This window comes from Moraxella sp. (assembly GCF_024227015.1).
In the GTDB taxonomy this organism is placed as follows: domain Bacteria; phylum Pseudomonadota; class Gammaproteobacteria; order Pseudomonadales; family Moraxellaceae; genus Moraxella.
Window position 1 is genome coordinate 1 of the sequence record NZ_JAAELD010000339.1, and the last position, 1,518, is coordinate 1,518.

The window sequence follows — 1,518 nt, forward strand, 5'->3', positions numbered from 1 at the left end:
AAACCTCGAAACCATTCCACTTATAATCCACCCATACATATATATTTGATTTCCAGAAAATCATCACTGCCATATTTAGAGCCTTCTCGCCCTATTCCAGACTCCTTCACGCCCCCAAACGGTGCAACTTCGGTGGAAATAATGCCTTCGTTAATGCCAACCATACCATATTCTAATGCTTCCGCGACTCGCCAAACGCGCCCCAAATCACGGCTGTAGAAATAGGCGGCTAATCCAAAGGGCGTGTCATTTGCTAATGCAATCGCTTCTTCTTCTGTTTTAAAACGAAAGAGCGGCGCGACGGGACCAAATGTTTCTTCACCAGCGATCCGCATATCGGGTGTCACATCGGTTAAAATTGTCGGCTGAAAAAAGGTGCCGCCCAATGTATGACGCTTTCCACCACAAACGATTTTGGCACCTTGAGATACCGCATTATTGATATGCTCTTCAACTTTTTCGACGGCTGCCATATTAATAAGAGGACCTTGTTGTGTTTCCCCTTTCAACCCGTCTCCGACTTTCAGTTGACTAACAGCGTCTGCTAATTTAGCCGCAAATTCATCATAAACGCCCTCTTGAACCAATAGGCGATTAGCACAAACACAAGTTTGCCCTGTATTGCGATATTTAGAAGCAATCGCGCCTACAACGGCGGCATCCAAATTGGCATCATCAAATACAATAAAGGGCGCGTTGCCACCTAATTCTAAAGAAACCTTCTTGACTGTATCGGCACATTGTGCCATAAGTAATTTACCGATACTGGTTGAGCCGGTAAAAGATAACTTTTTCACCAAGGGATTAGCGGTTAATTCTGCCCCAATCGCTTTAGAGTTTCCTGTGACAATATTAATAACTCCTTGAGGAAAACCTGACCTTTCTGCTAACTCTGCTAATGCCAATGCTGAAAAGGGAGTGCTTTGCGCCGGTTTTACGACGACGGTGCAGCCCACCGCTAAAGCTGGCGCAATTTTACGGGTAATCATGGCATTCGGAAAGTTCCAAGGCGTAATCGCCGCGACTACGCCTATTGGCTGCTTAATTACCACAACACGTCGCCCTGGCATAGGCTCAGGAATGACATCACCATAAACGCGCTTGGCTTCTTCAGCAAACCACTCAATAAAAGAGGCACCATAAGCGATCTCGCCCTGCGATTCCGCTAAGGGTTTGCCCTGTTCAGCCGTCATTAATATGGCTAAGTCTTTTTGATTTTCCAGAATCAAGTTAAACCATCGGCGCATAATAGCAGCACGTTCTTTAGCCAATTTATTGCGCCATTCTGGCATTGCGACATGAGCAGCGGCGATAGCCTTATTTGTTTCACTTTGCCCCATATTGGGTATCGTGCCAAGCACAGAATTATCTGCGGGATTTGTGACTTCAATAGTCGTTTTGGCATCAAACCATTGACCATTAATATAAGCTTGTTGATGAAATAAAGAAGGATCGGTTAATTGCATGATTTTATTTCCTATAAATTAGAGCGTCCAAAGTTAATGTTGGATACCAAAA

General features: G+C 44.6%; 1 protein-coding gene. It reads right to left on the reverse strand.

The genetic code is table 11. The features are described from left to right. Positions 1 to 20: 20 nt before the first annotated feature. Positions 21 to 1,466, reverse strand: coding sequence for an NAD-dependent succinate-semialdehyde dehydrogenase (locus tag GY683_RS07640; protein WP_297288166.1), 1,446 nt, complete (start codon positions 1,464 to 1,466; stop codon positions 21 to 23). Positions 1,467 to 1,518: the final 52 nt, after the last annotated feature.

Coding starts and splice junctions, on each gene's coding strand:
- GY683_RS07640 (WP_297288166.1), bottom strand. CDS start 1,466: ATGCAATTAACCGATCCTTCTTTATTTCATCAACAAGCTTATATTAAT.